The organism is Frigoribacterium sp. RIT-PI-h (genome assembly GCF_001297205.1).
Lineage (GTDB): Bacteria > Actinomycetota > Actinomycetes > Actinomycetales > Microbacteriaceae > Frigoribacterium.
Window position 1 is genome coordinate 22,966 of record NZ_LHOZ01000057.1, and the last position, 25,933, is coordinate 48,898.

Annotated in this window: 24 protein-coding genes and 1 pseudogene; 13 read left to right on the forward strand and 12 right to left on the reverse strand. The window is 68.1% G+C overall.

Going from position 1 to position 25,933, the window contains the following annotated elements; translation table 11 throughout:
- Positions 1–45: 45 nt before the first annotated feature.
- The 6 genes and pseudogenes from gyrB to dnaA form a co-directional block, all read right to left on the reverse strand.
- A complete protein-coding gene (gene gyrB / locus AEQ27_RS05290) occupies positions 46–2,019 on the reverse strand; it encodes a DNA topoisomerase (ATP-hydrolyzing) subunit B (protein ID WP_054145714.1) in 1,974 nt (657 codons plus the stop codon).
- A gap of 166 nt (positions 2,020–2,185) precedes the next feature.
- Positions 2,186–2,740 carry a DUF721 domain-containing protein gene (locus AEQ27_RS05295; protein WP_054145715.1) on the reverse strand — a complete coding sequence of 185 codons (555 nt, stop codon included), beginning with the start codon at positions 2,738–2,740 and terminating at the stop codon, positions 2,186–2,188.
- Positions 2,737–4,010, reverse strand: a pseudogene (recF, locus tag AEQ27_RS05300) (DNA replication/repair protein RecF). Before recF ends, AEQ27_RS05295 begins: the two are co-directional and overlap by 4 nt.
- Positions 4,011–4,027: 17 nt before the next feature.
- Entirely contained in the window at positions 4,028–4,915 is an 888-nt protein-coding gene (gnd, locus tag AEQ27_RS05305) for a phosphogluconate dehydrogenase (NAD(+)-dependent, decarboxylating) (RefSeq protein WP_054145716.1), read from the reverse strand.
- A 60-nt stretch (positions 4,916–4,975) separates the two neighbouring features.
- On the reverse strand, positions 4,976–6,124 hold the full coding sequence (gene dnaN, locus AEQ27_RS05310; RefSeq protein WP_043595299.1) for a DNA polymerase III subunit beta: 1,149 nt from the start codon (positions 6,122–6,124) through the stop codon (positions 4,976–4,978).
- Positions 6,125–6,621: 497 nt separating this feature from the next.
- Positions 6,622–8,037, reverse strand: a complete 1,416-nt coding sequence (gene dnaA, locus AEQ27_RS05315; protein WP_043595301.1) for a chromosomal replication initiator protein DnaA — start codon at positions 8,035–8,037, stop codon at positions 6,622–6,624.
- Between the two features lie 389 nt (positions 8,038–8,426).
- On the opposite strand from dnaA, the gene rpmH reads away from it, so the two are divergent.
- The 8 genes from rpmH to AEQ27_RS05355 all read left to right on the forward strand — a co-directional run bounded on the left by rpmH (position 8,427) and on the right by AEQ27_RS05355 (position 13,535).
- Positions 8,427–8,564, forward strand: coding sequence for a 50S ribosomal protein L34 (gene rpmH / locus AEQ27_RS05320; protein ID WP_043595303.1), 138 nt, complete (start codon positions 8,427–8,429; stop codon positions 8,562–8,564).
- A gap of 8 nt (positions 8,565–8,572) precedes the next feature.
- On the forward strand, positions 8,573–8,908 hold the full coding sequence (gene rnpA / locus AEQ27_RS05325; protein WP_054145717.1) for a ribonuclease P protein component: 336 nt from the start codon (positions 8,573–8,575) through the stop codon (positions 8,906–8,908).
- Positions 8,905–9,267 carry a membrane protein insertion efficiency factor YidD gene (yidD, locus tag AEQ27_RS05330; RefSeq protein WP_054145718.1) on the forward strand — a complete coding sequence of 121 codons (363 nt, stop codon included), beginning with the start codon at positions 8,905–8,907 and terminating at the stop codon, positions 9,265–9,267. The genes rnpA and yidD overlap by 4 nt, the downstream gene beginning before the upstream one ends.
- Positions 9,268–9,277: 10 nt before the next feature.
- The gene (gene yidC / locus AEQ27_RS05335; RefSeq protein WP_054145719.1) at positions 9,278–10,234 is read left to right on the forward strand and encodes a membrane protein insertase YidC; all 957 of its coding nucleotides are present in this window, start codon (positions 9,278–9,280) and stop codon (positions 10,232–10,234) included.
- Complete coding sequence (locus AEQ27_RS05340) at positions 10,231–10,794, forward strand: R3H domain-containing nucleic acid-binding protein (RefSeq protein WP_054145720.1); 564 nt, start codon at positions 10,231–10,233, stop codon at positions 10,792–10,794. The genes yidC and AEQ27_RS05340 overlap by 4 nt, the downstream gene beginning before the upstream one ends.
- A gap of 10 nt (positions 10,795–10,804) precedes the next feature.
- Positions 10,805–11,440, forward strand: coding sequence for a 16S rRNA (guanine(527)-N(7))-methyltransferase RsmG (gene rsmG / locus AEQ27_RS05345; RefSeq protein WP_054145721.1), 636 nt, complete (start codon positions 10,805–10,807; stop codon positions 11,438–11,440).
- A gap of 215 nt (positions 11,441–11,655) precedes the next feature.
- On the forward strand, positions 11,656–12,588 hold the full coding sequence (locus AEQ27_RS05350; RefSeq protein ID WP_054145722.1) for a ParA family protein: 933 nt from the start codon (positions 11,656–11,658) through the stop codon (positions 12,586–12,588).
- Complete coding sequence (locus tag AEQ27_RS05355; protein WP_054145723.1) at positions 12,588–13,535, forward strand: ParB/RepB/Spo0J family partition protein; 948 nt, start codon at positions 12,588–12,590, stop codon at positions 13,533–13,535. Before AEQ27_RS05350 ends, AEQ27_RS05355 begins: the two co-directional genes overlap by 1 nt.
- Before the next feature lie 732 nt (positions 13,536–14,267).
- Here the strand turns inward: AEQ27_RS05355 and AEQ27_RS05360 are convergent.
- The 6 genes from AEQ27_RS05360 to AEQ27_RS05385 form a co-directional block, all read right to left on the reverse strand.
- Positions 14,268–15,230 (reverse strand): D-alanine--D-alanine ligase, encoded by a 963-nt coding sequence (locus tag AEQ27_RS05360; RefSeq protein ID WP_054145724.1) that lies wholly within the window; start codon positions 15,228–15,230, stop codon positions 14,268–14,270.
- A 74-nt stretch (positions 15,231–15,304) separates the two neighbouring features.
- Entirely contained in the window at positions 15,305–16,609 is a 1,305-nt protein-coding gene (locus tag AEQ27_RS05365; RefSeq protein WP_054145725.1) for a PLP-dependent aminotransferase family protein, read from the reverse strand.
- A 117-nt stretch (positions 16,610–16,726) separates the two neighbouring features.
- Positions 16,727–17,053: a thioredoxin gene (gene trxA / locus AEQ27_RS05370; protein ID WP_043595317.1), complete on the reverse strand. Its 327-nt coding sequence runs from the start codon at positions 17,051–17,053 to the stop codon at positions 16,727–16,729.
- Positions 17,054–17,101: 48 nt separating this feature from the next.
- Positions 17,102–18,094 carry a thioredoxin-disulfide reductase gene (gene trxB / locus AEQ27_RS05375; protein WP_054145726.1) on the reverse strand — a complete coding sequence of 331 codons (993 nt, stop codon included), beginning with the start codon at positions 18,092–18,094 and terminating at the stop codon, positions 17,102–17,104.
- A gap of 206 nt (positions 18,095–18,300) precedes the next feature.
- Positions 18,301–19,965 carry a murein biosynthesis integral membrane protein MurJ gene (murJ, locus tag AEQ27_RS05380; protein WP_152970182.1) on the reverse strand — a complete coding sequence of 555 codons (1,665 nt, stop codon included), beginning with the start codon at positions 19,963–19,965 and terminating at the stop codon, positions 18,301–18,303.
- Positions 19,962–22,220, reverse strand: coding sequence for a DUF6049 family protein (locus AEQ27_RS05385; protein ID WP_054145727.1), 2,259 nt, complete (start codon positions 22,218–22,220; stop codon positions 19,962–19,964). Before AEQ27_RS05385 ends, murJ begins: the two co-directional genes overlap by 4 nt.
- A 164-nt stretch (positions 22,221–22,384) precedes the next feature.
- Here AEQ27_RS05385 and AEQ27_RS05390 point away from each other — a divergent pair, with 164 nt between their 5' ends.
- From AEQ27_RS05390 to rplI, 5 genes are all read left to right on the forward strand, one after another.
- Positions 22,385–23,824, forward strand: coding sequence for a CCA tRNA nucleotidyltransferase (locus AEQ27_RS05390; protein ID WP_054145728.1), 1,440 nt, complete (start codon positions 22,385–22,387; stop codon positions 23,822–23,824).
- Positions 23,825–24,016: 192 nt separating this feature from the next.
- A complete protein-coding gene (gene rpsF, locus AEQ27_RS05395) occupies positions 24,017–24,415 on the forward strand; it encodes a 30S ribosomal protein S6 (RefSeq protein WP_054145729.1) in 399 nt (132 codons plus the stop codon).
- 4 nt (positions 24,416–24,419) lie between these two features.
- Positions 24,420–24,995 (forward strand): single-stranded DNA-binding protein, encoded by a 576-nt coding sequence (locus AEQ27_RS05400; RefSeq protein ID WP_043595325.1) that lies wholly within the window; start codon positions 24,420–24,422, stop codon positions 24,993–24,995.
- 51 nt (positions 24,996–25,046) lie between these two features.
- Positions 25,047–25,307 (forward strand): 30S ribosomal protein S18, encoded by a 261-nt coding sequence (gene rpsR, locus AEQ27_RS05405; protein WP_043595327.1) that lies wholly within the window; start codon positions 25,047–25,049, stop codon positions 25,305–25,307.
- A 14-nt stretch (positions 25,308–25,321) separates the two neighbouring features.
- Positions 25,322–25,774 carry a 50S ribosomal protein L9 gene (gene rplI, locus AEQ27_RS05410; RefSeq protein ID WP_054145730.1) on the forward strand — a complete coding sequence of 151 codons (453 nt, stop codon included), beginning with the start codon at positions 25,322–25,324 and terminating at the stop codon, positions 25,772–25,774.
- The last annotated feature ends 159 nt before the right edge of the window (positions 25,775–25,933 follow it).

The window sequence follows — 25,933 nt, forward strand, 5'->3', positions numbered from 1 at the left end:
GCTCGTCGGGGCGCGGGCGTGCTCCGGATCAGCCGGAGGCGCGCATCAGATGTCGAGGAAGCGGACGTCTTTCGCGTTCTGCTGGATGAAGTTGCGTCGTGACTCGACGTTCTCGCCCATCAGGGTGTCGAAGATGGTGTCGGCGGCCACGGCGTCCTCGAGGGTGACCTGCAGCAGCGTGCGCGTGTCGGGGTCCATCGTGGTCTCCCACAGCTCTTTGTAATCCATCTCGCCGAGGCCCTTGTAGCGCTGGATCGCGTTCTCCTTCGGGATGCGCTTGCCGGCCGCGCGACCCGAGACGAGCACCGCATCGCGCTCGGCGTCGCTGTACACGTACTCGTGGGCGGCGTTGCTCCACTTGAGCTTGTAGAGCGGGGGCTGCGCCAGGTAGACGTAGCCGAGGTCGATCAGCGGGCGCATGTAGCGGAAGAGCAAGGTGAGCAGCAGCGTCGTGATGTGCTGGCCGTCGACGTCGGCGTCGGCCATCAGGACGATCTTGTGGTACCTCGCCTTGTCGGGGTCGAAGTCTTCTCCGATGTCGGCGCCGAAGGCCTTGATCATGGCCTGGACCTCGTTGTTGCCGAGGGCACGGTCGAGACGGGCCTTCTCGACGTTGAGGATCTTGCCCCGCAGCGGCAGGATCGCCTGGGTCTCGGGGTTGCGCCCCTGCACCGCCGAACCGCCGGCCGAGTCGCCCTCGACGATGAAGATCTCGCTTCGCGAGGGGTCTTTGCTCTGGCAGTCCTTGAGCTTGCCGGGCATGCCGTTCGACTCGAGCACGCCCTTGCGGCGGGTCTGCTCACGCGCCTTGCGCGCGGCGAGACGGGCCTGCGACGCGAGGATGCCCTTGCGGACGATCTCGGCGGCCTGCTTGGGGTTGCGGTCGAACCAGTCGTTCAGCTGCGAGCCGGCGACCTTCTGCACGAACGACTTGGCCTCGGTGTTGCCGAGCTTGGTCTTCGTCTGGCCCTCGAACTGCGGCTCGCCGAGCTTGATCGAGATGACGGCGGTCAGGCCTTCACGGACGTCGTCGCCCGAGAGATTGTCGTCCTTCTCCTTGAGGAAGTTCTTCTCGCGCGCGTAGCGGTTGATCAACGTGGTCAGCGCCGCGCGGAAGCCCTCTTCGTGCGTGCCGCCCTCGTGCGTGTTGATCGTGTTCGCGTAGGTGTGGACGCTCTCTTGGTACGAGGTGTTCCACTGCATCGCGACCTCGAGCGAGATCTTCTTCTCGGTGTCTTCTTGCTCGAAGGCGATGATGTCGTCGTGGACGGTCTCGACCTTCTTGGTCGTGTTGAGGTACTCGACGTAGTCGACGAGGCCCTTCTCGTAGTGGAAGACGTCGTGGCGGGGCTCGGCGTCGTCTTCTTGCACGCGCTCGTCGCTGAGCTCGATGCGCAGGCCCTTGTTCAGGAAGGCCATCTGCTGGAACCGCGTGCGCAGCGTCTCGTAGTCGAATTCGACGGTCTCGAAGATCTCGGCGTTGGGCCAGAACGTGATCGTCGTGCCCGTGGTGTCGTCTTCTTCGCCCTTGGCCAGCGGCGCGACGGGGACGCCGTCGGTGAAGCTCTGACGGTAGACGTTGCCCTGTCGGCGCACCTCGACGTCGAGCTCGCTCGACAGGGCGTTGACGACCGAGCTGCCGACGCCGTGCAGACCACCCGACACCGCGTAACCGCCGCCGCCGAACTTGCCGCCGGCGTGCAGCACGGTCAGGACGACCTCGACGGTCGACCGACCCTCGACGGGGTGCACGTCGACCGGGATGCCGCGGCCGTTGTCGACGCCGCGCACGCCGCCGTCCTCGCGCATGGTGATCTCGATGTGGTCGCAGTGGCCGGCCAGGGCCTCGTCGACCGAGTTGTCGACGATCTCGTAGACCAGGTGGTGCAGACCACGGGGGCCCGTCGAGCCGATGTACATGCCGGGGCGCTTGCGGACGGCCTCGAGACCCTCAAGGACCTGGATCGCACTGGCGCCGTAGGTGTCGTCGGGCTGGGCGTCGGTGGGATCAGCTGACATGTGCGTAGGGGCTCCTGCCGGACGAGACGAAGGTGTGCCGACCGGTCGCGACCGCTGTCTGGGCGGCCCTCGGACGACCTTCCGAGTCTACCGCAGGCCCGTCCACCGCGGGGCGAAATCCGCCCTCAGACGGATTTTCCCACCGCACTTGGACGATTCACCCTCGTCAACCGTAAGTATCGCGAGGGCCCCGCCCTGGAACCGATCTGGGGCCGCGTTTCCAGGTCGGGGCGTTGGGTGCCAAGAAACGCACCGACTGGATGCCCGCGTCCGGGTACCTCTGCACGATGGTCGTCGTGACCTGCGTGCGCATCAACCGGAGCTGCGTCGCCCAGGCCGTCGAATCGCATTGAACGGTCAGGGTGCCGTCGTCGATCGACACCGGATCCGAGTGCGCGGCCAGCTCGGCGCCCACCATGTCGGGCCAGGCGGTCATCAGCTCGGACTGCGCCAACGGACTGTTCCAGCCGAGTTCGTTGGTGACGGCCGACAGCACGTCGGCGATCCCCCGGGGCTCGCGTCCGGTGCCGAACGGCTGGCTCGGGGACCCCAGCTTGATCGACTTGCGCTTCCGAGCGTCGCGCGACCGCGAGTTGGGGTCGCCGAACACCCGGCGGAACCGTAGGTAGACCCGTTGGGCCTCGCTGTCGGGCTGCGGCTCGGGTTCAGGAGGCGCGGGTGGCGTGGACGCCGGAGGCTGCGGTGCGTCGTCGACGCTCACCGCGCCTCCTCGGTGTCGGCCTCACGGGGTCGCTCGTCGCCACTCGCCTCGGGGACGACCGCGTCGTCCCCGGGACCGTCGGCGTCGGGGGCGTGGGGGGCGTCGGCCACGGGGGCGTCGTCGACGATCGTCCCCTTGGCGATGCGGACCGTGTGGGCCTTGAGCCGTGAGGGGACGTCGCCCTCGACCGCCGCCGTGATGAGCACCTGCTCGTAGCCGGCGACCGCGTCGGCCAGGCGTTCACGACGGGATCCGTCGAGCTCGGCGAAGACGTCGTCGCGCACGTCACCGGGTCGCCCGTCGGCGAGTCGACCCGCACCACCGCGGCCGAGGCCAGTTTGAGCGCCAAGGCGAACGACCAGGACTCGCCGTGGCTCGCGTATCCGCGCGCGGGCAGCCCGTTGAGCGAGAGGAAGAGGGCGTCTCGGTGCGGGCCCACGAGCGTCAGGCCCCGTTCGAGCTCGGTCGGTCGGACGCGGGCCAGCGCCTGGCGGAAGACCTCGGGCACCTCGTCGGCGGGGATCGACTCGGTCGGCCCCTCGGCCGCGGTCGTCTCGTCGTCGGGTGTCGCTCCCCGGATGCTCAACACCGTCGACAACCGCGCGGCGGGGTCGGCCCCGGCCCCCGCCGCGTAGGCACGAGCCACCTCGGGGGCCAGGTCGGCGGCGAGCCGGTCGCGCGCGACGACGAGTTCGCTGCCGAGGGACACGAGACGTTCGTCCCAGATGTCGAGCGTGCTGAGCTGACCGGCCTTCACCCCGGAGGCGCGGGCCGACTTCAGAAGCGTGTTGCGTTGCTTGAGCACCCGGTCGTAGTCGGTCTGCACGCCGGCGAACCGGGGCGACCGGGCTACCAGCAGCTCGTCGAGGAAGCGTCGACGACCGGAGGGCTCGCCCCGGACGAGCGCCAGGTCTTCCGGGGCGAAGAGGACGCTGGTGAAGTAGCGCGGCAACTCGCGGGGCTTGATGGCCCCACGGTTGACCTGCGCCCGGTTCGGCGACGACCGGTTGATCTGCACCTCGGCCAGGAGTTCGCGGTCGTCGGCGAGCAACCGGGCCCGGACGACGGCCGAGTCTCGTCCTTGGCGGATGAGCGCGGCATCGGACGACACCCGGTGGGATCCGAGACTCGAGAGGTAGCCGAGGGATTCGACCAGGTTCGTCTTCCCCTGGCCGTTGCTGCCGACGAAGAGGTTCGGCCCGCGCACGAGGCTGACTTCGGCAGACGTGTAGTTGCGGAAGTCCGTCAGGCTGAGATGCAGTACTCGCACGCGGGCCGGTGGAGGCGCTAGGCCTTCTTGACGGCGTGGCCGCCGAACTGGTTGCGCAGTGCGGCGACGGCCTTCATGGTCGGCGAACCCTCGCCCTGACGCGAGACGAAGCGCGCGAAGATCGAGGCGCTGATCGTCGGCATCGGGACGGCGTGGTTGATCGCCTCTTCGAGGGTCCAGCGGCCCTCGCCGCTGTCTTCGACGTAGCCCGAGATCTCGGCGAGCTTGGGGTCGGCCTCGAGGGCGAGCACCATGAGCTCGAGCAGCCAGGAGCGCACGACGGTGCCGCGCTGCCAGGCCTTGAAGGTGCCGGTGACGTCCTTGATCAGGTCGCTACGGGCCTCGAGCAGTTCGTAGCCCTCGCCGTAGGCCTGCATGATCGCGTACTCGATGCCGTTGTGGACCATCTTGGCGTAGTGACCCGCACCGGTGTCGCCGGCGTGGACGAAGCCCTCTTCGCGGGGACCTTCGGGACGCAGGGCGTCGAAGATCGGCTGCGCCAGGGCGACGTTCTCGGCGGAACCGCCGACCATGAGACCGTAGCCGTTGTCCTTGCCCCAGACACCGCCCGAGACGCCGGCGTCGACGTACTTGATGCCCTTGCCGCCGAGGAGCTTCTCGTTGGCGAAGTCGCTGGTGAACTTCGAGTTGCCACCGTCGATGACCAGGTCGCCCTCGGAGAGCTCTTTCGAGAGCTCTTCGATGACGCCGGCGGTGATTTCGCCCGCGGGCACCATGACCCAGACGATGCGGGGGGCGGGGAGGGTGGTGGCGAGCTCGGCGAGGCTGGCGACGTCGGAGACGGCGGGGTTCGCGTCGTAACCGGTCACCTCGATGCCGTTGTCGCGCAGGCGGGCGCGCATGTTGTTGCCCATTTTGCCGAGACCGACGAGGCCGATGTGCATGAGGATCCTTTGTTCGTGGCGGTGGGGCCCGGAGGCGGCACCGTTGCGTGCAGAGCGCTCTTAGCGCAGGAGGAGGTTGGGCTGCAGCAGGTACTTGTAGCTGTCAGCACCGGCCTGGTCCCTCGAGGACTGACTGGTGATCAGTACGGGACCGGGCTTGTTCGGGTTCTCCGTCTTGGTGAAGGAGATGCGGACGAACTCGGAATGAACCGCTCCGAGACCGTCGAGGAGGAACTGCGGTTTCAACGAGACCACCGTGTCCTCTCCCGTCAACAACGCATCGATCGACTCTGACGCCTGCGCTTGTTCGCTTCCGATGGCCTCGAGGGTGAGGCCGTCGATCGTGAACGTGAACCTGAGTGCCGCCTCGCGCTCGAGCACGAGCGAGACGCGGCGGACCGACTCGACGAGCTCGGCCGTGTTGATCACGGCGTAGTTCTCGACGGTGTCGGGGAAGAGACGCTTCACCGGGGGGAAGTTCCCCTTGATGAGCAACGAGGTGACGGTCTTGTTGTCCGCCTGGAACGCGATGAGCTCGCGCTCGTCGGATCCGGTGATCGAGACCGAGACGGTGCCGGCGTTGCCGAAGGTCTTGCCGACCTCTTGCAGGGTGCGTGCCGGGACGAGAGCGGTCGTCGTGGTCGTGCTGGCCACGGTGCCGGGGTCGAACTCGATGCCACGGACGGCGACTCGGTAGCGATCCGTGGCGACCAGCGACAAGGCGTTCTCGCTGACCTCGAGCTGGACGCCGGTGATGACCGGGGTGACGTCGTCGCGGGACGCGGCGACCGCGACCTGGGAGACCGCGAGGGCGAAGGAGTCGCCGGGGACGACACCCGAGCGGTCACCGACGGTCGGCAGGGTCGGGTACTCCTCGACCGGCATGCTCAGCAGGGAGAAGTTCGCGGATCCGCAGCTGACGGCGATGCGGTTCTCTTCTGTGGAGAAGGTGACCGGTGCGTTCGGCAGACGGCTGGCGATGTCGGCGAGGAGTCGGCCCGAGACCAGGATCGTCCCCGGTTCGTCGATCTCGGCGGGGATGCTCGTCTGGGCCGAGACCTCGTAGTCGAAGGAGGACAGGGTCAGTCCGTCGGCGTCGGCCTCGATCAGCACACCGCTGAGGATCGGCAAGGTGGTGCGCTGGGGCAGCAGCTTGACGGCGAAGGAGACCGCATCGCTGAAGACGTCACGGTTGACCTGGAACTTCACGCGGGGACCCCTATCGACTTCGCTCTCGTGGATGGCCGGTTAATAGTGGCACAGCATCGGGGTCCGCCCTTCCGGTGGGTGAAAGCCGAGGGCCCGGGGCCCGATCGATCCACAAGGTTGTCTCTCCATCAATTTCTTGTAACCAGGATTAACAGTCTTAACCGTTGTGCACAGTGTGGATAACCTGTTTAAAACCCCGTGGCTCAACGGAACTACACGCGTGTGACTTGTGGACGGGATGTGGAACGGAATGACAAGAATCCTGGTGGTCGGTCGTCGGCCCCGAGCGGGATCCCACAGGTCCCCCGGATCCGTGAACAACGTCGCCGAGGTTATCCACGAGTTTCCACAAGTTATCCACACTGTGTGGAACGTGCCTCCTCAGGGCCCGTCGAGACGCGTCCGGTGCCCCCTGGAACGACGAACGGGCGCCGACACGTGGTCGACGCCCGGACGGGACGGTCGTGGCGGACGAGCCGGCCTGGCCCGTCGACCCGTCACTTGTAGCGGGTGTCCTGCTTGATGCGGCTGGTCAGCTCGGTCACCTGGTTGTAGATCGACCGGCGCTCCTTCATCAGCTCGCTGATCTTCTTGTTGGCGTACATGACCGTCGTGTGGTCGCGGTTGCCGAACAGCTGACCGATCTTGGGCAGCGACAGGCTCGTGAGTTCGCGGCACAGGTACATGGCGATCTGTCGGGCGGTGGCGATCGCCTGCGAGCGGGACGACCCGTACAGGTCGTCGACCGTGAGCTTGAAGTAGTCCGCCGTGTGGTTGATGATGTCGACCGGCGCGATGATGTTGTCCTCGTCGAGCGTGATGAGGTCCTTCAGGACGGTCTGCACGAGGGCCAGGTCGACGGCGGTCCGGTTGAGGCTGGCGAAGGCCGTGACCCTGATGAGGGTGCCCTCGAGTTCGCGGATGTTGCTCGACACCTTGGTCGCGATGAACTCGAGGACCTCGTCGCGGATCTGCAGCTTCTCGCTCTGGGCCTTCTTGCGCAGGATGGCGATGCGGGTCTCGAGGTCGGGAGCCTGCACGTCGGTGATCAGGCCCCACTCGAAGCGCGACCGCATGCGGTCCTCGAAGCCGGTGAGGTGCTTGGGCGGCAGGTCGCTGGTGATCACCAGCTGCTTGTCGTGGTCGTGCAGGGTGTTGAAGGTGTGGAAGAACGCCTCCTGGGTGCTGTCCTTGCCCTGGAGGAACTGGATGTCGTCGATCAGCAGGATGTCGATCTCTCGGTACCTCTGCTGGAAGAGGCTCGACCGGTTGTTGGCGATCGAGTTGATGAAGTCGTTCGTGAACTCTTCGCTGCTGACGTACCGGACTCGGATCCCCGGGTACATCGTCTCGGCGTAGTGCCCGATGGCGTGCAGCAGGTGGGTCTTGCCCAGCCCCGACTCGCCGTAGACGAAGAGCGGGTTGTAGGCCTTGGCCGGAGCCTCGGCGACGGCGACGGCCGCGGCGTGGGCGAACCGGTTCGACGCGCCGATGACGAAGTTGTCGAAGCTGTACTTCGGGTTGAGACGGGAGTCGTTGCGCTTGCCGCTCGCGCTCGTCTCGACCGGCGCCGGCACGAAGGGCGCCTCGATGTAGTGGACCGGCTCCGACTGCTCGACCTGCTGGGTGAGCGTGTCGGGGGTGATGTCGGGGTTGACGGTGATGGCGAAGCTCGAGACCGTGGTGTCGCCCAGCCCCGCGATGGACTCGAGCAGCGGCTCACGGATCCGTTGTTCGAGCATGCCCCGGGTCAGGTCGTTGGGCACCTCGAGGTAGAGGGTGCCGCCCAGCACGCCCTTCGGCTCGACGAGGCTGATGAAGCCGTGCAGCTGCGGCGTGATGCGGTCGTCGGTCGTCAGCGTCGCGAGGACGGAACGCCACAGGTCCTGGACCGGGTCGACGGTGTGCGCCACTGGGAGTCTCTTTCTCGCGGTTCGGCAGCGGACGGATCCGGCCGCCTCCGCGTGCGGGTCGCCTTCACCCGCCGGTGTTCGAAGGGTACGAGTGCGGGACGAGTTATGCACAGCTTTCTCCACCGATCGGTTGGCGCCGTTCGGGCCGGGATCGCTGCGTGTTCCCCGTCGTCACGCGGAAGTACCGCGAGAAGTACCCACCTTAGTTCGACCGGGTGTGGAGTCCGCAACCGGAGTTTTCAACACTGTGGACAAGCGCCTCCGGAAGACGCCGTTTGACCACGGCTCCGATCACGCGTACTTTTAATCAGTTGATTTCAGCCGCGTTGGCTGTACAAGACTTCTCGGATCGTGGCAACAGGCCTGGTCCGCTTTCCTGGAGGACCACCATGAGCAAGAGAACGTTCCAGCCGAACAACCGTCGTCGCGCCAAGAAGCACGGTTTCCGTGCCCGCATGCGCACCCGCGCCGGTCGCGCCATCCTCGCCGCCCGTCGTGGCAAGGGCCGCACCGAGCTCTCGGCGTAGCCACCCCCGTGTTGGCCCGGGCCAACCGGATCGTCCGCGCAGACGACTACCGAACCACCGTGCGCCGTGGCCGCAAGTCGGGCACGGCGCATTCGGTCGTCTACGTCCGTCGTCGTGACGACGACCTGGTCCGGTTCGGCTTCATCGTGGCCAAGACCGTGGGCAACGCGGTCGTCCGCAACACGGTCCGTCGCCGGCTCAAGGGTGTCTGTCACGAGATGTTGCCGACACTCCCCCGGGGGCTCGACATCGTGATCAGAGCCTTGCCAGGCAGCCCCGACGTTGCGTGGTCTACCCTGCTGTCGGACATCTCCGAGGTCGTCGACAGGGGCGTGAAAGCGTGACAAGAGCCGTGCAGTTCGTCGCGTTGCTTCCCCGCAACGCGTGCGTCCTCGTGCTCCGCGTCTACCGTGCCGTCGTCTCCCCGCTCTACGGCGACGTCTGCCGCTACTACCCGTCGTGTTCCCGCTACGCCCTCGAGGCCATCCAGCTGCACGGCGTGGTGCGGGGCGTGGCCATGGGCAGCTGGCGCATCGCCCGGTGTCACCCCTGGGCAGCAGGAGGCGTCGACGACGTCCCCGAGCCCCGCACACAGAAGTACCGCGTCACGAAGTCCGGCTTCGTGACACCGCGATCCGGCACCACGACCCCCGACCTCGTCGGGGCGGGCCGCATCGCCGCACAGAGCCACGGAAAGGGCTGACCCGAACACCATGGACTTCATCGGCACCATCCTCTGGCCCCTGAGATGGGTCGTCGAGGCGATCCTCGTCGGCTTCCACAACGTCCTCACGGCGTTCGGCATGGACACCGCGGCCGGCAGCACGTGGGTGCTCTCGATCGTCGGCCTGGTCCTCGTGGTGCGGGCCTGCCTCATCCCGATCTTCGTCCGGCAGATCAAGAGCCAGCGACGCATGATGGAGATCGCGCCTCGCCTCAAGAAGATCCAGGACAAGTACAAGGGCAAGCGCGACCAGTTCAGCCGCGAGGCGATGTCCCGCGAGACCATGGCGCTCTACAAGGACACCGGTACCAACCCGCTCAGCTCGTGCCTGCCGCTGCTGATCCAGATGCCGATCTTCTTCAGCCTCTACACCGTGCTGCACAACGCCCAGCAAGAGAAGGTGGGCATCGGCCTGCTGAACTCGGCCCTGTCGAACTCGTTCGGTGAGTCGGCACTCTTCGGCGCTCCCCTGAAAGAGACCTTCCTCGGGGCCACCACCTGGGAGGTCCGCCTGATGGCCGGCGCCATGGTGGTCATCATGACGGCGTCGCAGTTCATCACCCAGCTGCAGATCGTCTCGAAGAACATGTCGCCCGAGACCAAGGCGAGCCCCATGTTCAAGCAGCAGCGCATGCTCCTGTACTTCCTCCCCCTCGTGTTCGTCTTCTCGGGTCTGTCCTTCCCCTTGGGCGTCATGTTCTACTGGCTCACCTCCAACGTCTGGACCATGGCCCAGCAGTTCCTCGTCATCCGCAACATGCCCACCCCCGGCAGCGAGGCGGCACTGGCGCGTGAAGAGCGCCTCGCGCGCAAGCAGCAGCGCAAGGGCCTGCCCAGCATCACCGTGACCGAGATCGAGTCGGCGCCCGCCCTGCCTAAGACGACCCAGCGCACCCAGCCCGTCGGCAAGAACCGCTCCAAGAAGCAGAACGGCCCCAAGAAATGACCTCTGACGACTCCACGACCGACATCGTCGAGCCCGCCGCCGAGACCGACGGTGCCGTCGCCTCGAGCGACGACCAGGAGGCGCGGGTCGCCTCGGACGACACGGCCGACGTCCTCGACGAGGGCGACATCGCAGCCGACTACATCGAAGAACTGCTCGACATCTGCGACTTCGACGGCGACATCGACATCGAGGTCCGCGGCGGTCGCTCGTACATCTCGGTCGATTCGAGCGGCGAGCAGAAACTGCGCGTCCTGTCGAAGCCCGACACGGTCAACGCCCTGCAAGAGCTGACGCGCATCGCGGTGCAGACCAAGACCGGCGAGTTCTCGCGTCTCATCCTCGACATCGGAGGCTCGCGCGCCACGCGTGAGACCGAGCTCGGCCGTCTGGTGGACGTCGCCGTCGCGAAGCTCGAGGACGGCGCCACCTCGGCCGCCCTGCCGCCCATGTCGTCCTACGAGCGCAAACTCGTCCACGACATCGTGGCCGCGCGGGGCTTCACCTCGGAGTCCGAGGGCGAAGGCCGCGACCGTCACACCGTCATCACTCGTCCCTGAGCCCACGGACATGACCGACACGTCGACCCTCGAGGTCGAGCCCGCCGTGACGGCGACGATCTTCGGCGACCGGCTCGACGTCGTGCGCCGCTACGTCGCCGACCTAGCGCAGCACGGCGAAGAACTGGGTCTGATCGGACCGCTCGAGCTGCCGCGCCTCTGGACCCGCCACGTCATCAACTGTGGGCTGCTGGCGCCCCTGCTGGTCTCCGGTCGAGTCGGTGACATCGGGTCGGGTGCCGGCCTGCCGGGACTCGTGCTCGCGGCTGCTCGTCCGGACGCCACGCTCGTGCTGATCGAACCGATGGAGCGACGCGTCGACTGGCTGACGGCCGAAGCCGAGCGCATGGGTCTCGACAACGTCGAGGTCGTGCGTGCCCGCGCGGAAGACGTACAACTGGATGGCTGGCTCGACCAGGCGACCGCCCGTGCCGTGTCGGCACTGTCCAAGTTGATCCCGCTGACCGCTCCGCTGGTGAAGACCGGCGGGCAACTCCTCTTGATGAAGGGTGCGCGGGTCGACGACGAGATCGCCGCTGCACGCAAGGTCATCGCCCGCCACCACCTGATCGACGTCGAGGCTCGGGAGCTGGGCGTCGGACTTGTCGACGAGACGACCCGGGTCTTCGTCGCCACACTGGACTGACCATCTAGCCAATCCGGCTCATAGGACCGTCTGATCGGGCATTATTGTCTCCCCGTTCAACCGGAACGACGGTCTGGTGCAGGGTCGCATCAGGGCACACGGACGCCGGGTCCCTGTCTTTGTCGGGGCCTGACGATAGACTCGGCCTTCGATCCCCGACGATCACCGAGCCGTTTTCGAGCGGTGTGGTCACACCTCCGGGCAGGTCGTTTCACGTGAAACATGGCGATACGGAGACCCCTTCAGTGAGTTCCTCGGCTGACGACGACAGAAGCACTCCCCTGGCACGGGAGCTCGCCGACCTGAATCGACGCAAGCAGGCCCTGTCGCGCGAGCCCCTCCCGTCCCCCGCCGCGACACGGGTGATCACCGTCTCCAACCAAAAGGGTGGCGTCGGCAAGACCACGACCACCGTCAACCTCTCGGCCGCTCTGGCTCGCAGTGGAGCGAAGGTGTTGGTCATCGATCTCGATCCCCAGGGCAACGCCTCGACGGCCCTCGGCGTGGAACACCGGGCCGAGACGCCGAGCGTCTACGACGTCGTGGTGAACGACGGCGAGGTCGCGGACGTCGTCCAGAAGAGCCCGGAGTTCGACACGCTCTTCTGCATCCCGGCCACGATCCACCTCGCCGGAGCCGAGATCGAACTCGTCTCGCTCGTCGCTCGCGAGCAGCGACTGAGCAGAGCGCTGTCCGAGTACCTCAGCGCCACCGAGAAGGCCGGTGAACGATACGACTACGTCTTCATCGACTGCCCGCCGTCTCTCGGATTGCTCACGATCAACGCCTTCGTCGCCGCCAGTGAGGTGCTCATCCCCATCCAGTGCGAGTACTACGCGCTCGAAGGATTGAGCCAGCTGCTTCGCAACATCCAGCTCATCGAGAAGCACCTGAATCCCAAGCTCAAGGTGTCGAGCATCCTGCTCACGATGTACGACGGACGGACGAACCTGGCTCAGCAGGTCGTCGCCGACGTTCGCGAGCATTTCCCTGATGAGGCCCTGAACACGCTGATTCCCCGGTCGGTCAGGATCAGCGAGGCCCCCGGTTACGGGCAGACGGTCATCAGCTACGACACCAACTCCCCCGGGTCGATCTCGTACCTCGAGGCGGCCGCCGAACTAGCACGTCGAGGAGCACCCCAGTAATGGCAACCAAGCGAACCGGACTCGGGCGCGGCATCGGCGCCCTCATCCCCGTCTCCGACGAGAGCCAGGACCGCCCGGTCGACGTCTTCTTCCCGACGGCACAGCAGACAGCCGACGAGCTCATCGCCGTGCCGGGTGCGCGCCTGGCGAACCTCAATCCGTTGGACATCACCCCGAACGCTCAGCAGCCGCGGGCCGAATTCCGCGCCGAGGAGCTCGCCGAGCTGGTGACCTCCATCCGTGAAGTCGGTGTGCTGCAGCCCATCGTCGTCCGTCCGATCAAGAAGAGCGGCAAGGGGGCAGCACAGTACGAGCTCGTCATGGGCGAGCGACGCCTCCGGGCGACCAAAGAGCTGGGTCTCGCGACGATCCCTGCCATCGTCAAGGACACCGCGGACGACGCGATGTTGCGCGACGCGCTGCTCGAGAACCTCCACCGCGCCGAGCTCAACCCGCTCGAAGAAGCGTCCGCCTATCAGCAACTTCTCGCCGATTTCGGCATCACCCAGGACGAGTTGGCCACCCGCATCGGCCGCAGTCGTCCGCAGATCACCAACACCTTGAGGCTGCTGAGGCTGCCTGCGGCCGTCCAGCGACGGGTCGCCTCGGGCGTCCTGACGGCCGGCCACGCCCGAGCGATCTTGAGCACGGGTGACCCGGTCCTCATGGCTCGACTGGCGGATCGCATCGTCAACGAAGACCTCAGCGTCCGTGCCGCCGAGGCCATCGCCGCGGGTGGAAGCGCCAAGCCGAAGTCGACGCGCACGGCGACCCCGGGTAAGCACCAGGCGCACCTGGACGAGGTGGCCGAGAGTCTCGGTGACCGGTTCGAGACCCGGGTGAAGGTGTCGTTGGGTGCTCGCAAGGGGTCGATCACGATCGACTTCGCCTCGATGCAGGATCTCAACCGTATCCTCGGACAGTTGGGGCACGAACAGGAAGGCTGACTCCCCGATCGTTCGACCCGCGTCATACGGTTTCACGTGAAACATCGGCTGCCCTTGCTCGTCTGAGTGGGGGCAGTTGTTGTTGGGGTGACCTGCGGGCAGCCGAACCGGCGCGCCCGCAGGGTTTCACGTGAAACTTCCCGCATCCCGGACGGTCGCTCCCGTGCGCGAGTCGATCATCGGAGTGATCCACTCGCGGGTGCGGTGAGCCTTTGGTGCTCACGGCGACGCTCACGGCATGACAGAGAGCTGGCGGGCGGTGCCCCGTCAGCTGCATCCATCGTGCGGGAAAGTCCAGTCCCCTGCTTCTTACGCGGATGGACACCGGGTCACGGGCGGAGACGGCGTCGGCTCGACTCGTCTAGCTCTGACGCGGCCCGACCCCAATACGTGGTGGGCTCGAGCCCGGACGGTCGTCGTCGACTGGTAGAAATGAAGCGGTCATGGGGTTTGTCGCGTCGCGAGGACCGTTCGCACAGGTTCACGATCCCCGAGACCATCAGCTGTTCGAGCCCGAGCGTCTCGTCGCTAGCACGACACGCTCGAAGAGGATGTCGCGCCCTTCGGTCACGCGCAGTCATCACCTCGCACGCTGAGACGGATCGACCTCACACTGCTTCGATGGACGCACTGGGCAACCACGGGCGCAGCACTGGACGCGCGGTCTGGTCGTGGTCCCTACTCCCGGAGGGCCCACGTTTCACGTGAAACGTCGACAAGCGCGGACGTCTGTCAGCGACGGTGGTCAGCGACGGCCTTCTCGGCGAGGGCGGCGTAGAACATGCCCAGTTCGTAACCGGCCGACTCCAGAGCCATCGGGACGAGTGACGTCTCGGTCAGCCCGGGCAGTACGTTCACTTCGAGGAACCACGGCGTCCCGGCAGCATCGACGATGAGGTCGACCCGCGAGAGGTGACGAAGCCCGAGGGCTTCGTGCACGGCCACGGCGGCCCGGGCAGCAGCGTCGGAGGCCGAGGAGTCGAGTCGTGCTGGCGTGAAGAAGGTCGTCTCCCCCGCGTTGTAGCGAGCCTCGAACCCGTAGAAACCCTGGCGAGGAAGGATCTCGACCGCGGGGAGGGCGAGGGGGCCGTCACCGGTGTCGATGACCCCGATCGCGATCTCGGTGCCCGTGATTTTCTGCTCGACGATGACGTTGTCGCAGTACGTGTACGCGTCGACCATGGCCCGCGGTAGTGCACCGATGTCGTCGACGACCGTGACCCCCTGGGCGGAGCCTCCCCGCGCCGGCTTCACGACGACGGGCACCGGGTGCTCTTCGGCGATGGCCGCCAGCACACCGACGGCGCCGAGCTCACGGAAGGCGTCGTGGGACAGGGTGATGCCCCGCGGGGTGGAGACCCCGGCGCGTCGGGCGAGCTCTTTCGCGGTCGGTTTGTCCCACGCCAGCCGGGCCGCTGCCGCCGTGCTGCCGACGAAGGGGACGTCGAGTGCTTCGAGCAGACCGCGCAGCGCGCCGTCCTCGCCACTGGCCCCGTGCAGGGCCGGCCACACGACGTCGGGACGCGACTCGGTCAGATGTCCGAGCAACGAGGCATCGGGATCGCGGAGCTCGACCTGGATGCCGTGGGTGACGAGGCTGTCGACCACGCGCCTCCCCGATCGAAGGGAGACGTCGCGTTCGTGCGAGATGCCTCCGGCGAGGACGGTGACGGTGCGCAGCTCACTCGATGCCATGGGGGTCTCTTCCTTGTGTCACGACGGAGGCCGGTCTCGGGGGCGGAAGACTCACGAGACGCGGAAAGTGCTGGTCAGTTGGTATTTGGCGGCGGGACGACGACGCTCTGCGGGCGAGCGGCCGGGTTCGACAGGCTCGCGGGCGAGAACGTGCGCAGCAGGTCGAGTTCGCCGTTGACGACGTTCGCCAGACGGGCCACGCCGGTGCGGATCGACTCGGGCGTCGGGTAGCAGAACGACAGGCGGATGTTCTGCCGACCGTCGCCGTCGGCGAAGAACGCCGTGCCGGGCGTGTAGGCCACGAGCTCTTTCACGGCTCGGGGCAGCATGGCTTTCGAATCGAGCTCTGCAGGCAGCCCGACCCAGACGAAGAAGCCCCCGTCGGGGACGTTCCACGTGAGCGATGGCAGGTACTCCCCCAGCGCCGAGATCATGGCGTCGCGCCGCTCGCGGTACAGGTCACGGAAGGTCTCGATCTGCCCCCGCCAGTCGGCCTGGTCGAGGTACTCCGTGATGACGAACTGCCCGAACGAGTTCGGAGAGAGCGTGGCCGACTCGTTGGCGAGGATGAGCTTCTCGCGGATGGCGTGCGGGGCGAGTGCCCAGCCGACCCGGAAGCCGGGCGCGAGCGTCTTCGAGAACGACCCGAGGTAGATCACGCCTTCGTCGTCGATGGAGCGCATCGCCTGGGGGGCCGGCTGGTCGAAGTAGAGCAACCCGTAGGGGTTGTCCTCGAGGACGAGGATGCCGGCCGAGCGGCAGATCTCGAGGATCTCGACGCGGCGGGCCCAGGTGAGCGTGACACCGGCCGGGTTGTGGAAGTTCGGGATCGTGTACAGGAACTTGATCCGCCCCCCACGGGCCGTGACCATCGCGATGGCCTCGCGCAGCGCCTCGGGCACGAGTCCGTGCTCGTCCATCGGGACGTGCACGACGTCGGCCTGGTACGCCTTGAAGACACCCAGGGCGCCCACGTAGCTCGGCGACTCGGCGAGCACGACGTCGCCCGGGTTCACGAACAGGCGGGTGACCAGGTCGAGGGCTTGCTGCGAGCCCGTGGTGACGACCACGTCGTCGGCGCTGCCGCGGATGCCCTCCATCGCCATGATCTGCATGATGTGCTCGCGGATCGCCGGGGTGCCCTGGCCGCTGCCGTACTGCATCGCCATCGCTCCCCCGTCGGCCATGACGCGGTCGATGGCGCCGGTGACGAGCTCGCGGGGCAGGGCGGAGACGTAAGGCATGCCGCCGGCCAGCGAGACGACCTCAGGGCGAGAGGCGACGGCGAACAGGGCTCGGACCTCGGAGGCGCTGAGGCCGGCCGTACGGTCGGCGTACGAGTCGTACCACGGGTCGAGGTTGGTGCCCTTGTCGCTCATCGATGTCCCTGTTCTGTCAGAGGGTGATTCGGTCAAGACTATGCCCGTGCGGGCGGGGGACGACGAGAGCCCGCCCAGCGTGTGCTGGGCGGGCTCTCGTCGTGGTGTCGGCGTCGACTACGCGATGAACTCCGCCAGGTCGGCCTCGAGGGCCGGCTTGGGCTTGGCGCCGATGACGGTCTTGACGACCTCGCCGCCGCGGTAGACCTTCATGGCCGGGATCGAGGTGATCTGGTACTTCATGGCGGTCTGCGGGTTGTCGTCGACGTTGAGCTTGACGATCTCGATCTTGTCGCCGTGCTCGGCGGCGATCTGGTCGAGGATCGGCGAGACGGCGCGGCACGGGCCGCACCACTCGGCCCAGAAGTCGACGAGGATCGTCTTGTCGGAGTTGAGGACGTCGGCCTCGAAGGACGCGTCGGTCACTGCTTTGGCGCTGCTCATGGTGTTCCTTTCGTCAGGGTGATCTGGGTTTGCTTCAGGAGGCGCGGGTCAGGCGACCACGGACTCGGACGTCTCGATGCCCTCGGCCGATCCCACGGTCTGCTCGGCCAGGAAGGTCTGGTCGAGCGAGGCCAGGTAGTGCTCGACGTCGAGCGCCGCGACGGTGCCCGAGGCCGCGGCGGTGGCCGCCTGCCGGTAGGTCGCGTCGATGACGTCGCCCGCGGCGAAGACGCCGGTCAGGTTGGTCTTCGAGCTGCGCCCCTGGACGGCGATGGTGCCGTCCGAGGTCAGGTCGACCTGACCGTGCACGAGGTGCACGCGGGGGTCGTTGCCGATGGCGATGAAGAGGCCGTTGAGGTCGAGGTCGGTCGTGCTGCCGTCGACCGTGTCGGTCAGGGTGACGCCGGTGGCCTTCTCGCCGCCGAGGATCGCCGTGACCTGCTTGTCGAACAGGAACTCGATCTTCTCGTTGGCGTGCGCCCGGTCTTGCATGATCTTCGACGCGCGCAGGCTGCTCGAGCGGTGGATCACGTAGACCTTCGAGGCGAAGCGGGTCAGGAACGTCGCTTCTTCCATGGCCGAGTCGCCACCGCCGACGACGGCGATCGCCTTCTCCTTGAAGAAGAAGCCGTCGCAGGTGGCGCACCAGCTGACGCCGCGGCCGCTCAGGCGCTCTTCGTCGGCGAGGCCGAGCTTGCGGTACGCGCTGCCCGTCGCGAAGATCACCGTGAGGCTCTCCTCGACGGTCCCGTTGCCCAGGGTGACCTTCTTGACGTCGCCGGTCAGGTCGACGGCGGTGACGTCGTCGAGCAGCACCTCGGCGCCGAACTTCTCCGCCTGCTCTTGCATCTTGAACATGAGCTCGGGGCCCTGGATGCCGTCGGGGAAGCCGGGGAAGTTCTCGACCTCGGTGGTCTTCATGAGCTCGCCGCCGGCCTCGACCGAGCTCGCGACGATGAGGGGGCGCAGACCGGCCCGGGCGGCGTAGATGCCGGCCGTGTAGCCGGCGGGGCCGGAACCGATGATGATGACCTGGCGCATGGGCACCTTCCTGGGGGAGAACTTCACGAGCGGGAAGACGACTGCGAGCGGTGGCTCGGCGGTCGGATCCCTCGATCGTCTGGTGGAACGCATCCTACCGACGGGGCATTCCCGCGGGCCTGGCAGTGCGGCGCCCGGCCGTGCCCTGCGGCGCCCGGCATCGCTCCGTAGTGCCCGGTAGCCCCCGCAGTGTCCGCCAGCGGCAGTCAGCGACGCAGGAGGCGCGAGACGGTCGGTGCGAGACGTGCGGTCACCGGCGTGGTCAGCACCCGCAGCTCGGGGATCCGCGCGAACCAGAGCAGTGCGCCGTAGACCAGGCCCATGACGGCCCCGGCCACGACGACCGTCAGGACGCCCGGCACACGCCCGGATTGCGCGAAGCCGTCGGCGGAGAAACCACCCAGGACGGTCACGACGACGACGCCCACCGCCCCGGCGACGAGCGAGAAGACGAAGAACTGGACGTAGCGGCGCAGCACCCAGCGGCCGTCGATGCCGCCCAGCCGCCTCTTGACGACGACGAGCGCGACCACGGCCTGGCTGGAGCCCGCGATCGAGGTCGTGATGGCGATGGCCATCGCGATGTGCTCGGGCGACACGACGGCGGCCGAGATCGCCACCCCCGCGACGAAGATGCCCGACTGGACGAGCTGCAGGAAGAACGGCGTGCGCTGGTCGTGCATCGAGTAGAACACCCGCTGCACGATGAACAGCACGCTGAACAGGACGAGTCCGGGCATGTAGCCGAGGATCACCTCGGCCGTGCGGGTCGACCCGGCGAAGTCGACCTCGAAGAACCGGGCGAACGGGTAGGCCACGACGCACATGGCGACGGCGGCGAACACCATGAACATGCCGATGGCCCGGAGGGACTGCGACATGTCGGTGCGGACGGCCCTCAGGTCGCCGCGCGAGGCGTGGCCGCTCATGCGCGTGAAATAGGCGGTGCCGATCGACACGGCGATGATGCCGTGCGGCAGCATGAAGAGCAGCCAGGCGTTGGCGAGCACCGCGTTGGAGGCACCCACCTCGCTGCCCAGGGTGGCGACGCGGCTCTGCACCAGCCCGGCCAGCTGGGTGACGAGCACCATGCCGAACAGCCAGCCGGCGGCCTTGCCCGTGGCGCCGAGGCCGACGCCGCGCCAGCGGAAGTCGGGGCGGAAGGTCAGACCCGCGCGGCGCCAGAACAGCAACAGGAACGCCGCTTGCGCCAGGACGCCCAGGGTGGCCGTGGCCGCGATGACGAAGATGCGGTCGCCGGTCCAGACGTCGACCGCCGAGTTCTCGACGGCGCCGCCGAACATCACCATGAAGACCACGAGACCGGCGATGGACACGACGTTGTTGAGCACCGGCGCCCAGGTGAAGGGCCCGAACACCTGTCGGGCGTTGAGCACCTCGCTCAGCAGCGAGTACATGGCGTAGAAGAAGATCTGCGGCAGACACCAGTAGGCGAAGGCGGTCGCGAGGGCGAGTTGGTCCGAGGTGAATCCCGCCCCGCCGTCCGAGCTCTGCTGCGCGTAGAGCCGCACGAGCACGGGGGCGAGCAACGTGCCGGCCAGGCCCACGGCCGCGAAGACGATGGTGCCGAGGGTCACGATCTTGTTGATGAACCGTTGCCCCCCGTCGTCGGAGGTCGCCGCCCGCACTATCTGGGGCACGAGCACGGCGCTGAGCAGGCCACCCGCGATCAGCGCGTAGATGTTGTTCGGCAGCTGGTTGGCGAGGGCGAACGAGTCGGCCGCCCGGCTGGCCGACTGCCCGATCGCGGCGGCCAGGACGGCCGCCTTCACGAAGCCGAGGACGCGCGAGACCATCGTCCCGGACGCGAGGAGGATGCTGGCGCGACCGAGACCGCCCTGGTTGCTCACATGGACTCCTGGACGGGCGGCGAGGCGGCCGCATCGGGTGACGGGGCCGCACCGGCCGACGGGCCGTCGCCGGACGACCGGGCCTCGTCGCGCGCCCTGCGGCGCTTGCGGAAGGTGCGGTAGAGGCCGCCGACGAACAGCGCGGCGAAGGCGACGCCGAAGATCCAGGTGATGGCGGTCTCCCACCCGGCCTGCACCGAGAGCGGGACGTCGACCGGGGTGGCGATCGCCACGCCCGAGAGGCTGACCAGCTGGAGCTGCACCGAGACCGTCCCGTTGGCGACGGACTGCACGGGCACGCTGACCCGGGTCTGGGACTGCGGCTGGATCGTCACCTCGATGGGGCTGCGCTCGATCGAGAGGATGGAGTTCGACGGCGTCAGGTTCAGCATCACCGTCGCGACCGAGTCGGTCTTGTTCTCGAGGTAGAGAGGGAGGGCCGAGCGGTCGCCGAGGATGGAGATCGGTGAGCCCTGGACGACGGCCACGAGACCCGACGTCGCGGTCGCGTCGGCCACGGCCGAGGCCACCTCGGCGGGGAAGCCGTCGACGTTGTCGCGCCAGGCGTGCGAGGCCAGGGCCATCGTGCGCAGTCGGGCCGACTCGGTGACGAGCTGCGGTTCGGCGAGGGCGGTCGAGAAGTCGACGACCCTCTCGTCGGCGGACACCAGGTCGCGCAGCTGGTCGAGGCGGGCGTCGCTCTCGGGGCTGTCGACGACGGTCGCCGTCGACGGGGTGCTCGCCAGGGCGTCGGTCAGGGTGGCGCCGCTGACCCAGGGCAGGCCGTCGACGGCCTGCAGCGTGCGGGTGAGGAACTGCCCGGTCGACGGCCACTCGCGCTCGAGCGTGGTCAGCAAGGTGCGGGCGTCGCTGGGCCGCTCGTAGGCGATGGTCGCGACGGTGGCGGAGAGCCGGGCCATCGTGGCCTGCCACTCGGCCAGGCTCGTCGCCTCGGCCGCCTGGGTGACCAGGTCGGACAACGGGTCGTCCGAGACGACGGCCGGGACGTCACCGATCGTGACCGCGGCGTTCTCGGTCGAGTCGCCGTCGACGTCGACGTTGCTGCTCGAGACGATGGTGGACGTGTACGAGCCGCCCGCGAACGCGGTCAGGTCGGCGGACACGACGGACGACTCGCGCGGCCAGACGACGTCGCGCTGCGTCCACGGGAAGTCGAGCAGTTGGGCGGTGGTGGGCAGGACCACGCTGTCGCCGGGCGTCTCGTCGGGCGACGGCTCGCCGGTCGGCTGGTCGGTGGCCCCGTCGCTCGGCAGGGCGGAGGGGTCGGATCCGGCGACGCCGGTGCCCGAGCCGTCGTCCGTGCCCTGACCCGGCGCACCGGTGGGTGTGTCGGTCGGCGCGGGCATGTCCTCGAAGCGGTCGGGGTCGACCAGGGTGTCGAGCGAGGTCACGGTCGGGACGGTCGTCGCGCCGGCCTGTCGTAGCCCGGCGACGTCGGCGTCGGCGTACGCCAACGGGAACATGTCGTTGGGCAGGGCCTGCAGCTCGGTGAGCCAGTCGACGGCCGATTGCGGGGCCTCGCTGCCGAGCAGGCGGATCGACGCGACGATCATCGGGTCGACGCCCAGGGTCGCGCCCGTGCCGGCCACGGCGTCGAGCTCGCGTCGCAGCACCCCGCCGTCCGAGGTGTAGGCGGCGAGGGCCGAGGCGTCGAGGACGCCCGTCTCGCTCTCGGGCGTCGTGATCGGCACGGCGACCGCGACGCGGGTCGGCTGGAAGCTGTCGGCGGGGTACCAGACCACGCTGCTGCGGGTCTGCGCCACCTGGCTGCCCGACGCGTCGAGCACGCGGGCCCCGAGCGCGCGCGCCCCGAAGGCGCGGCCGGTCAGGCCGAGGCGGTCGGCCGGCACCACGACGGTGTCGAGGGCGACGGACGACCCGGCGGAGACCGCGGGCACGTCGACCTCGACGAGCTGTCGTCCGAGGTAGTCGTCGCCCGAGACGTCGTCGGGATCGAGCCACGAGGCGAGCTTGGACCGCGTGGTGAACGGTTCGCGGTCGAGGTAGACCCGGGCCGTGGTCGCCGCGAGGTCGGCGTCGCCGTCGTTCGTCACGGTGACCCCGAGGGTGAGGTCGTCGTCGGGTCGCAGCACGCCGTCGGAGGCCGGCTCGACGGTCATCGTGACGCCGTCGCCGGTGGGGGCGGAGGCCGCCCGGGCCGCGGTCGCCGGCAGCCCCGCCGACACGACGAACACCGCCAACAGGGCGGCGATCACGGCGAAGAAGAGTCTCATAGGCGTCAGGTGTCGACGGCGACAGGGGCCGTTCGAGCATGCCGAGTCTAGGCAACGCCGACCCAGAAGGAGCGGCGAAGCGCCTGCGAGGTGGGACGACGGGGTCGTGAGGCGCCGTCGGGGACTCAGCCCGCGCCTCCTCGGCTGTGGCAAGCTGTTCCGTCATGGACAGCGTCGCACGGGCCCTGCAGCGGCTGGACGATCTGGCCGCCACCCCCCGCATCGAGAAGCTCGCCGCCGCGTTCGCCGCGGCCGGTCACGAGCTCGCCCTCGTCGGCGGTCCGGTGCGTGACGCCTTCATCGGCCGCCCGGTCAACGACCTCGACTTCACGACCGACGCCGACCCCGACCAGATCCTGGCGATCGTCGTCCCCCTGGCCGAGGCGCACTGGGACGTCGGCCGCGCGTTCGGCACGATCGCCGCCCGCGTCGACGGCGAGACCGTCGAGATCACCACGTACCGCAGCGACGTCTACGACGGCGAGACCCGCAAGCCCGTCGTCGAGTTCGGCGACACCCTCGAGGGCGACCTGGTCCGTCGCGACTTCACGGTCAACTCGATGGCGCTGCGTCTGCCCCAACGCGTGCTCGTCGACCCGTCCGGTGGCGTCGACGACCTGCTGCAGGAGCGGCTCGCCACCCCGGGCACCGCGGTCGACTCGTTCCGTGACGACCCCCTGCGCATGATGCGGGCCGCCCGGTTCACCGCCCAGCTCGGCTTCACGGTGTCCGACGAGGTGCGCGAGGCGATGACCGCCCGGGCCGAGACCCTGTCGATCGTCTCGGTCGAGCGGGTCGCCGACGAGCTGTCGAAGCTCCTGAAGACCGAAACCCCCCGAGACGGTGTCCGGCTGCTGGTCGACACCGGGCTGGCCGACCACGTGATGCCCGAACTCGCCGCCATGCGCCTCGAGATCGACGAGCACCACCACCACAAGGACGTGTACGAGCACAGCCTCACCGTGCTCGACCAGGCCATCGGCTACGAGCGCGAGCGGCACCCGGGCGAGGCACCCGACCTCACCCTGCGCCTCGCGGCCCTGCTGCACGACTGCGGCAAGCCCGCCACGCGCCGCCTCGAGCCGGGCGGGGTCGTCACCTTCCACCACCACGACGTCGTCGGCGCCAAGCTCGCCAAGAAGCGGTTGAAGGCGCTGCGCTTCGACAACGACACGATCGCCGCCGTCTCGCGCCTGATCGAGCTGCACCTCCGCTTCTTCGGCTACACCGAGGGCGGCTGGACCGACTCGGCCGTGCGCCGGTACGTCCGCGACGCCGGTGACCAGCTCGAGCGGTTGCACATGCTGACCCGGGCCGACGTGACCACGCGCAACCGGCGCAAGGCCGACCGGCTCGGCTTCGCCTACGACGACCTCGAGGCGCGGATCGCCGAGCTGCGCGAACGCGAAGAGATCGACTCGCTGCGGCCCGATCTCGACGGCGACGAGATCCAACGCGTCCTCGGCATCGGCCCGAGCCGCGAGGTCGGCGAGGCCTATCGCTTCCTCCTCGAGCTGCGCACCGAAGAAGGGCCGCTGGGGGCCGAAGTCGCCACCGAGCGCCTGCTCGCCTGGTGGAACGCACGCGAGGGTGCTGGGGCGTAACCCGTCCTGCGGGTGTCGACCCGCGCCTCCTCGGCTCTACGAGGCCAGCGGCCGCTGCGGCGGCATTGATTCAGGAGGCGCGCTCGGCTAGGCTGGGAAGGTTGCGTCTGCCTCACGGCCGACGCCGCGACATGAATACCCTCCTGTCACAGACCGTCTGTGGCCGTCAAGTCCGAAGGAGGTGGGTTAGTCATGCACCAGTACGAACTGATGGTCATCCTGGACCCCGAGATCGATGAGCGCACCGTCGCCCCGAGCTTGGACAAGTTCCTCAACGTCATCCGCAACGATGGCGGAACGATCGACAACGTGGACATCTGGGGACGTCGTCGCCTGGCCTACGAGATCAACAAGAAGACCGAGGGCATCTACGCCGTCGTCAACCTGACCTCGAACTCGGCCGCCACGGTCGAGCTCGACCGCCAGCTGGGTCTCTCCGAGGCCGTGCTGCGCACCAAGGTCCTGCGTGCCGAAGAGGCGATCGCCATGGTCGCCGCCGCCAAGAAGGTCAGCGACGAGAAGGCCGCCCGCAAGGCTGCCAACGCCGCTGCCGCTCCGGCTGCTCCCGCCGCCGAGAAGGCTGCCGAGTAGTCCGATGGCTGGCGAGACCGTCATCACAGTGGTGGGAAACCTCACCAGTGACCCCGAGCTGCGCTACACGCAGAACGGGCTCGCGGTCGCGAACTTCACCATCGCGTCGACCCCCCGCACGTTCGACCGCGCGTCGAACGAGTGGAAGGACGGCGAGGCGCTCTTCCTCCGTGCCAGCGTGTGGCGCGAGTTCGGCGAGCACGTGGCCAGCAGCCTCACCAAGGGCAGCCGGGTCATCGCTCAGGGCCGACTCAAGCAGCGCTCGTACGAGACCAAAGAGGGCGAGAAGCGCACCAGCATGGAGCTCGAGATCGACGAGATCGGCCCCTCGCTGCGTTACGCGACCGCTCAGGTGACGCGCGCCGCGTCGTCCCGCGACGGTGCTGCCGGTGGCGGCTCCTTCGGGGGCGGCAACGGCGGTGGCAACCGTGGTGGCCAGCCGGCTCAGGTCGGCGGCGGTCAGGCGCAAGAGCCGTGGGGTCAGCCCGCCGGCGGCCAGCAGGGTGGCAACACCTCTGGCGGCGACGTGTGGAACACCCCCGGTGGCAACGGCACCTACAACGACGAGACGCCCTTCTAAGCGTCGCCGTTCCCCTTCAAGTACTTCTTCATTCATCGAAAGTAGAAACCAATGGCTGGAAAGAGCAGCGGCGACCGCCGCAAGCCCCTCCGCGGCAAGGGCGGCAAGAACGCCGCTCCCGCGAAGTCGATCCGCGTCGGTGTCATCGACTACAAAGACGTCGCGACCCTGCGCAAGTTCATCTCGGAGCGTGGAAAGATCCGCGCCCGTCGCATCACCGGCGTCTCCGTCCAGGAGCAGCGCCTCATCGCCCGTGCCGTGAAGAACGCCCGTGAGATGGCGCTCCTCCCCTACGCCGGCTCCGGCCGCTGATCGGAAGGACCACCATGTCGAAGGTAATCCTGACCCACGAGGTCTCCGGCCTCGGTTCCGCCGGTGACGTCGTCGACGTCAAGAACGGCTACGCCCGCAACTACCTGGTGCCCCAGGGCTTCGCCGTGGCGTGGAGCCGCGGTGGCGAGAAGCAGGTCGCTCAGATCCGTACGGCCCGCGAGACCCGCGAGCTCAAGACGATCGAAGAGGCCCACGACCTCAAGCAGCGCCTCGAGGCCCAGAAGATCCGTCTCACGGTGAAGACCGGTGCCGACGGCCGTCTGTTCGGCTCGGTCCGTCCGGGCGACGTCGCCGACGCGGTCAACGCCCAGGGCGTCGCGACGATCGACAAGCGCAAGGTCGAGATCCCCTCGGCCATCAAGGTGACGGGTGAGCACGAAGCCACCCTCCGCCTGCGCGAGGACGTCATCGCGACGATCACGCTGACGGTCGTCTCGGCCAAGTAGCACCCCGGGTGCTCCGGCACCCCGGCGCCTGCTGTACGCGAGAGCGGCGGTCCCCTTCGGGGGGCCGCCGCTCTTCTGCGTGCCGGGTCGGGGACGTTCGCGAACCCCGTTCCGTGTGATGAACCACGAAGCGTCGTGGTTCATCGCACGGAACGGGGT

Coding starts and splice junctions, on each gene's coding strand:
- rpsF (WP_054145729.1), top strand. CDS start 24,017: ATGCACCAGTACGAACTGATGGTCATCCTGGACCCCGAGATCGATGAG.
- AEQ27_RS05390 (WP_054145728.1), top strand. CDS start 22,385: ATGGACAGCGTCGCACGGGCCCTGCAGCGGCTGGACGATCTGGCCGCC.
- trxB (WP_054145726.1), bottom strand. CDS start 18,094: ATGCGCCAGGTCATCATCATCGGTTCCGGCCCCGCCGGCTACACGGCC.
- rplI (WP_054145730.1), top strand. CDS start 25,322: ATGTCGAAGGTAATCCTGACCCACGAGGTCTCCGGCCTCGGTTCCGCC.
- AEQ27_RS05360 (WP_054145724.1), bottom strand. CDS start 15,230: ATGGCATCGAGTGAGCTGCGCACCGTCACCGTCCTCGCCGGAGGCATC.
- rsmG (WP_054145721.1), top strand. CDS start 10,805: ATGACCGACACGTCGACCCTCGAGGTCGAGCCCGCCGTGACGGCGACG.
- gyrB (WP_054145714.1), bottom strand. CDS start 2,019: ATGTCAGCTGATCCCACCGACGCCCAGCCCGACGACACCTACGGCGCC.
- AEQ27_RS05385 (WP_054145727.1), bottom strand. CDS start 22,220: ATGAGACTCTTCTTCGCCGTGATCGCCGCCCTGTTGGCGGTGTTCGTC.
- rpsR (WP_043595327.1), top strand. CDS start 25,047: ATGGCTGGAAAGAGCAGCGGCGACCGCCGCAAGCCCCTCCGCGGCAAG.
- AEQ27_RS05355 (WP_054145723.1), top strand. CDS start 12,588: ATGGCAACCAAGCGAACCGGACTCGGGCGCGGCATCGGCGCCCTCATC.
- AEQ27_RS05340 (WP_054145720.1), top strand. CDS start 10,231: ATGACCTCTGACGACTCCACGACCGACATCGTCGAGCCCGCCGCCGAG.
- AEQ27_RS05400 (WP_043595325.1), top strand. CDS start 24,420: ATGGCTGGCGAGACCGTCATCACAGTGGTGGGAAACCTCACCAGTGAC.
- gnd (WP_054145716.1), bottom strand. CDS start 4,915: ATGCACATCGGCCTCGTCGGTCTCGGCAAAATGGGCAACAACATGCGC.
- trxA (WP_043595317.1), bottom strand. CDS start 17,053: ATGAGCAGCGCCAAAGCAGTGACCGACGCGTCCTTCGAGGCCGACGTC.
- yidC (WP_054145719.1), top strand. CDS start 9,278: ATGGACTTCATCGGCACCATCCTCTGGCCCCTGAGATGGGTCGTCGAG.
- rpmH (WP_043595303.1), top strand. CDS start 8,427: ATGAGCAAGAGAACGTTCCAGCCGAACAACCGTCGTCGCGCCAAGAAG.
- AEQ27_RS05365 (WP_054145725.1), bottom strand. CDS start 16,609: ATGAGCGACAAGGGCACCAACCTCGACCCGTGGTACGACTCGTACGCC.